The sequence below is a fragment of the Methanobrevibacter sp. genome (genome assembly GCF_036307625.1).
GTDB lineage: Archaea > Methanobacteriota > Methanobacteria > Methanobacteriales > Methanobacteriaceae > Methanocatella.
In genome coordinates this window covers 1-6,306 of sequence record NZ_JAXJXF010000052.1, presented here as the reverse complement: position 1 = coordinate 6,306, position 6,306 = coordinate 1, and the positions used below count along the sequence as shown (strand labels likewise).

Sequence of the window (6,306 nt, the reverse complement as noted above, 5' to 3'; positions counted from 1 at the left end):
TTCCAGTACAATCCAACTATGTCGTTTTGAGTACGGAAAGTTCCGGTTACAGTTAAATCAGTGAAGCTTTTGCTGGTAATGGCAGCAGTTGATTCGAAATTGTTATTGATTGTCCAGCAATCCCCTCGAAATAGATAATATTGGTTATCATATGAACTTTTTTCATTGAGATTCAATTGCGAAAAATCAGTTTTGCCGATTGTTAATATATTAATGGAGTTATTTGACATATCTAACGATTGATTTTCAATATCATCAACAAAAAGAGAGTGTGTGCTATTATATTTTGCATTGTCTTCTTGCACACTTACATGAAACTCATCCTCACTTAATGATTCGGATAGAAGAGTGCAGGATGAATTTGTATTCATAATTGCATCATGAGGTGTATGGTCGGCAGCACTTACACCACCCAGTAGAATAATCAGTAATGAACTGAATATCACCAATCTATAAATTTTCAAGATGTAACCTCATTTAACTGTTAATATTAAATATTTATGTATTCCCTTTATTAACTTTTCTACTTGATTGTTCATTTGTTCTTATTGTTAAAAACAATTCTTATTGCTTCGAATGATATTCGTAGAAAATCTTTCCGTTTGAATTTAACAAAATCCAAGATATATCTTATATTATCGTAATCATATCGAAGTTGAATCCTCCCAATTCAAAAGTTTTTGGATATTTAAAAATGAGATTATTGCATAATTAAAATTATTAAATATTTAAAATAATTTAGTAATCTTTTTTTAACAGGATAATCAAATAACAATATAAGTAATATTATTTTCATATATATGATTTTAAAGGAATTGCTGGCTGAGAATTTGAGGAATATTCATGAATAAAAAACTTAAGATAGGAATTATTTTGTTCATCATAGTATTTGTTGGGGGTTTTTTTGTATATGCCCAATTTTACTATCATGCTGAAAAAACAGCAACAGATTATCTGAACGGAACAGATAATGTGAAAGTTACTAAAATATCCAACGGACTATTTTTGGATGGCTATGGAAACAATACTACAATCATATTTTATCCTGGGGCTAAAGTGGAGTATACCTCATATTTGCCGTTGTTTACGGATTTGGCCAGCAAAGGCATTGACTGTTATCTTGTTGAAATGCCATTTAATCTTGCGTTCTTTGGAATAAACAGTGCTGATGGCATAATTGAAAATTCAGATTATGACCATTATTTCATGGCGGGCCATTCATTGGGTGGAGCTATGGCCAGTTCATATGTAAACGGTACAGATAAAAACATATCCGGTTTGATATATCTGTCATCCCACTCACCAAAAGAGATTCATGTTCCTGTTTTATCAATTAGAGGCACTAATGATGGTGTCATTAATTTAACAAGTTATAATGAGGCTAAATCACTGATGAAAAACAATTTCACAGAAATAATAATCAATGGTGGAAACCATGCCCAATTCGGTTATTATGGAGTTCAGTCAGGTGACGGTCAGGCAAATATCACTCCCGAAAGCCAACAGAATCAAACTGTTGATGCAATAATGAAATTCATTAGTGCCAACACATGAATCGTTTGATTCATGTTTTCGAGAAAAGACAATCATTTTTCAGTGCATTAATAGTTAAAGGGTCATTAATAGTTTCTTTTTTAAATATTTCAAAAATAATAATAAAAAAAGTAGAAATAAAGATATTAGAATGCTATTGGACTAGCATCATTATCTTAATTGAATTGATTTAGTTTTGCCATTTTAGCAGGGAATATTGCTGTGCATTGTTGATTAATGAACTATCATTGAATAATGGGCATTGCATCAATTGTCCTAACCAATTCCCTTGCAGTTTGTATCTTGTCATATTGGGTGTCGTTTTGAGCTGTTTCGAATACAATCACATTATGGTTCTTTTTGGCAAGGGGTATTGATACCCATTCGGGTGAGGTACCTGAATTGATTGTATAAACTGGATAACTTAAGTTAGCTCCTGTCATATTGGCATATTTCATTGTTGTGCTTGATTTATTGTCGACAACACCAACGTATTTCTGCAGATCCCAATAGTCTTCCATTTCATGAACATCAACGATAAAAAATGGGTCATAATTCTCAATATCTGGAACAACAAATTCATTGGCCAACAGTTCGCCCATATGTCTGTTGGTATCATAATCACTGGTATTCATTCCGCTGTCCTTGAAATTAAGCTGGATGAAATATATGATAAACTTTTTGTTGAGACTATGGTCTTTGGTAAAATTCATTATTGTCTCATATGTGGCATTATGAATTCCGCTTTCAAGACTATGGACTCCCAATATCATTACTACAGTATCGCTGGACATTTCATTGCCGGAGATTATTTTGTAAACGGTTCCATTGGAATTCTTTCCGATTACTTTTCCATATTTGTCTAGATTTTCCATGTTATATTGATTTTCTTGCTGTGTTAAAGTAGCTATTCCTGCAAAAATAAGAAGTAAAATTGCCATGGCAAGTAAAATCTTTGTTGCTTTTTTCATGTTATTCGCCTATTATATATGTCATTGGGGGAATTTAAATCTATTGTAAAGAAAATTCACATCAAGAGTTTTTTCTATTCAAATTTTTTTTTTCATACAGATAACTGTATCGTCATCTTTGAATTGTCCGAAATTATCTATAAGTTCATAATTTAGTTTTTCATATAATTTTCTTGCAGGCTGATTGTTTTTGCCTGTTACTATATATGAATGTCTGAAACCGCTTTTGATTGCTGATTTTTCCAGTTGCAAAATGAGGTTATATGATATTCCTCTTTTACGATATTCTTTTCTGACGTAAACTCTTTTAAATTCAACCGATTCGTTATCAAAAATTCTATAACTTGCACAGGCAACCTCAATATCATTATCAAATGCCAATATTACAACATGGGGATCTTTAAATTCGTTATAACTATCATATTTTGACAATTCATCGCCGATACGTTCGTAATATTCATTATCAAGTTCGGCTACAAGTTTCAGAAATCTTTCATCTTTTTCATCAGTGTAAATAGTATCCATATTATTCATTTATGGTTAAGTTTTAAGTTAATAATTAGTTTTTGTATTTGTTTTTAACATATTGTACACGAATTCTTGATTCTTAAAGCCGGATTTGTTTAAAAATTTGTTATATTATAAATAATATTTTTTACATATATCTAATCATTGACTTTGGGGAGGTGATAATGTGAATATGGAAAAAATTATAGGGTTGTTGTTTATAATTGTTGGTTTATTATTGGTAATTTATCCAATGGTTTCATCTTCATTCATTTCTTTAATGATTGGTTTTTCTTTAGTATGTTTTGGTATGGCAGCAGTATGTATGGGTCTTGTTTTTACAGAAGATTCCAGATATTCTTCTCTATCAATAATCATTGGAGTCCTTTCATTAATATTTGGAATAATGTTCATGTTCTTCTTAAATGCTTTACCATTCCTCACATCATTGCAATTCTACATTATCGGATTCCTGATGATGTTTTATGGAATATTGGGAATTATTTATTTGAATGATAAGTCATATATTATTCTTTCAGTAATTGGTTTAATTTTAGGTATTTTAAATATTGTACTTGCAGTATTTGCAGCATCACAACCGTTCTTAATAGCTGTGATTATTGGAGTTTTGTTGATTGTAGATGGTGTAATTGTTCTAGTTGTGGGCAGAAGCAAGTCATTAATTGAAGAGTATGGATAATTTCTCAAAAAGGATAATTTTAGTAATTATCCTTGTTTATTTTTTTTGTATGATCTTCTTTTGATGTTTTGAGGCGGTCCGTCTTTATTCACATAAACGATGTAAATGCCAAATATCAAGGATTTCATTCTTTTTTTAATTCATCAATTTTTTTGTTGAGTCTTTCAATTTCGGAGGTCAAATCTTCAATTTTATCATTCAAATTATCATGATTGGCCTTACTGATTTTTGAAATGTAGAGTGATGAAATTACCGCAGTGAATGAAGCGAAAACCAAAATACCTCCAATCATTGCACATATTCCGATGATTCGTCCTGAAAATGTGGTTGGAACGATATCTCCATAGCCTGTGCTAGTTATTGAAACAATGATATACCAAAGAGCAGTAGTTATATCATTGATCTGTGGTTCAATAATGCGTATTGACACTGTCAAAATGAAAGTGAAAATGATTGCCACTAGAATTATTTTATCCAAATAGGTATTTTTCAAAAAGTTTGCAATGTTTTTTTCGCTATCCCTTGCAAGAACAAACAGCTTAATCAACTGGATAAGTTTCACTAATCTTAATGCTCTAAGGAATACGAAATTAATAGGCAACATTCCCAGAATACTTAATGAGTTTTCAATTAGGTAATGCTTTTTATTTTCGGATTTCAAATAGCTATAAATAAATTCTATCCATAATACTATGCATAAAATTATATCAAATGAATAAACCCAATATTTGAATGTTGAAGAAACTGGATTTATAGCCACATGAAACAACAGTATAATATCCAAAAATGTTGCAAAAATTAATAGTAGGTATATTCTTTGTTTAGTCTTTTCCATCATATAGTTATATGAATATACCCTTATTTAAAACTTTGAACCATTGGATGAATCAATCAGTTTTAGGTAAACCTGAGGGATTAAAGTTTTGAATACTTTGCGTAAAAACTTTCAGTTCGGAATAACTTTATTTGTATATAATATATTTTACATTAAAATTAGAGTGTTATTTTTTCAAATAATTTTAACCTTGTAGAAACCCTCATTTAAAATACTTGAATTGCTCTGTAGATGTTGTATAATATGTCTTTGAGTTTTGTTTCTTTATTTTGGAGTTTTGTGCTTCTACTGTAGTTTCCTCCGTTGAATCTTCTTTTTATTACATAAATTACACTTTCTACGTTCATTCTTCGTGCGTAAACGTCGTGCTAGAAGATTGTTGCACTATTCAATCTGTAATGTCCTGTTTTTGCTCTTGTTTTTAATGGTATTTGGTCGAATGCACCTACTTCTTCATTTATGCATTTTCTTATTGCTTCTGTGTCGTATGCTCTGTCTGCTAGGATGTAATGTGGTTTGTAGGGTTTTAATTGTCTTATTGATGCGATTGCGAATTATGTATCGTATTTTGGACCTCGATTTGCTGCGTAATTTAGGATCATTCTTGTGTCGACATCGATTGCGATATGGTTTTTAATGTAGCTTTTTCTGCATTTGCCTCTTATTTTTGCGTAATAATGGTCTGCATAGTCACTTGTGTGGCTGGTTCCATCCATTGCTGCTAATTCACAATCTATTGGATGTATGAACAATATTAGGTTGTTTAAATCTTTCAGTTTTGTGTCTGACATTCTTATAAAGAATTTCTGAATTGTTGTGTAGTGTGGTAGCTTGTTAAGTTTCAAATATGTGGTTATTTTATCAGAAACGTCTAAAATTTCAATTATTTCACGATAGGTTGTTTTTAAGTAAGTTTTCATTGCCAAAATAGTGAATAATTGTGGTTGATTATAAATATGATTGCTATAATCACAGGAATACTTTGGAAATATCCATTTTGCATAGTTAAATGTTAATTCAACAAAGTACAATAATCTATTTTGATTTTCACCAATTTTAAATAGTTTTTCTTTCCGAGTCTTTCCACCAATTTTAAGTCCAAAATCCAAAAGGTTTAAATGTCTTGAATTCAAATAGTAATATGGAGAATAGTTTATTTTACTGTACATATTAATAATTATTCTCCATTCTACTATTTATAAATTATTATTCGTTTTTACAATGAATGGGAAGTATTATTTCAAGTGTAAAAAAATTAAAAGGATAAAATCGCTTAAAATTAAAATCCAAGCATTTTAGTAAAAATTTTTTTGCGAAGAACAAATTCAAGTGTAAAATAAAAAGAACAATAACATGTCAAAATCAAAAACAAAGAGAAAATATCACTTATTTAACAAAAACAAGCAACAAACATCGATATTCACTTAAATTTTGACATGGTTTCTACAAGGTTATTTTTTTAAAACATTTATATATTAAATTTAAAATAATAATTACCAATTATGTAGGTCAAATCATGTCAATGTTAATGTCAATAGGAGGAATACTTATTGTTATAGCTTTAGCAATGACCGTTTTAAAAAATCCTGGCCGGAAAAATAAGACTTTTATTTATGTGTTGATGGCTTTGATAGTGATTTTTCTCATATTGGATATTTTGTGGTAGAAAATGTTCTATCACTAACTCATTTTTTCATTTTAAATAATTGAAGTAAGAGTTAATTAAATTAAATGTGTTGAAATTACATACAATTTAATGA

8 protein-coding genes are annotated in these 6,306 nt (G+C 29.8%); 2 read left to right on the top strand and 6 right to left on the bottom strand.

The window, feature by feature from the left end; genetic code table 11:
• The coding region (locus UIB65_RS03305) for a hypothetical protein (protein WP_330039702.1) at positions 1–464 on the bottom strand (464 nt) is incomplete at its 3' end.
• A gap of 379 nt (positions 465–843) precedes the next feature.
• Here UIB65_RS03305 and UIB65_RS03300 point away from each other — a divergent pair.
• Entirely contained in the window at positions 844–1,554 is a 711-nt protein-coding gene (locus tag UIB65_RS03300) for an alpha/beta hydrolase (protein WP_330039701.1), read from the top strand.
• Between the two features lie 224 nt (positions 1,555–1,778).
• On the opposite strand, the gene UIB65_RS03295 is transcribed toward UIB65_RS03300, so the two are convergent.
• Together UIB65_RS03295 and UIB65_RS03290 are read right to left on the bottom strand one after the other, a co-directional pair.
• Complete coding sequence (locus UIB65_RS03295) at positions 1,779–2,504, bottom strand: hypothetical protein (RefSeq protein ID WP_330039700.1); 726 nt, start codon at positions 2,502–2,504, stop codon at positions 1,779–1,781.
• A gap of 78 nt (positions 2,505–2,582) precedes the next feature.
• On the bottom strand, positions 2,583–3,029 hold the full coding sequence (locus UIB65_RS03290) for a GNAT family N-acetyltransferase (RefSeq protein WP_330039699.1): 447 nt from the start codon (positions 3,027–3,029) through the stop codon (positions 2,583–2,585).
• Positions 3,030–3,204: 175 nt separating this feature from the next.
• Between UIB65_RS03290 and UIB65_RS03285 the strand changes: the two genes are divergently transcribed.
• Complete coding sequence (locus tag UIB65_RS03285; protein WP_330039698.1) at positions 3,205–3,711, top strand: DUF308 domain-containing protein; 507 nt, start codon at positions 3,205–3,207, stop codon at positions 3,709–3,711.
• Positions 3,712–3,835: 124 nt separating this feature from the next.
• Here UIB65_RS03285 and UIB65_RS03280 read toward each other — a convergent pair whose 3' ends face one another.
• The 3 genes from UIB65_RS03280 to UIB65_RS03270 all read right to left on the bottom strand — a co-directional run bounded on the left by UIB65_RS03280 (position 3,836) and on the right by UIB65_RS03270 (position 5,715).
• Positions 3,836–4,546, bottom strand: a complete 711-nt coding sequence (locus UIB65_RS03280; protein ID WP_330039697.1) for an ion channel — start codon at positions 4,544–4,546, stop codon at positions 3,836–3,838.
• A 206-nt stretch (positions 4,547–4,752) separates the two neighbouring features.
• Positions 4,753–4,893, bottom strand: a complete 141-nt coding sequence (locus UIB65_RS03275) for a hypothetical protein (protein ID WP_330039696.1) — start codon at positions 4,891–4,893, stop codon at positions 4,753–4,755.
• Between the two features lie 207 nt (positions 4,894–5,100).
• Complete coding sequence (locus tag UIB65_RS03270; RefSeq protein ID WP_330039695.1) at positions 5,101–5,715, bottom strand: hypothetical protein; 615 nt, start codon at positions 5,713–5,715, stop codon at positions 5,101–5,103.
• Positions 5,716–6,306 lie beyond the last annotated feature (591 nt).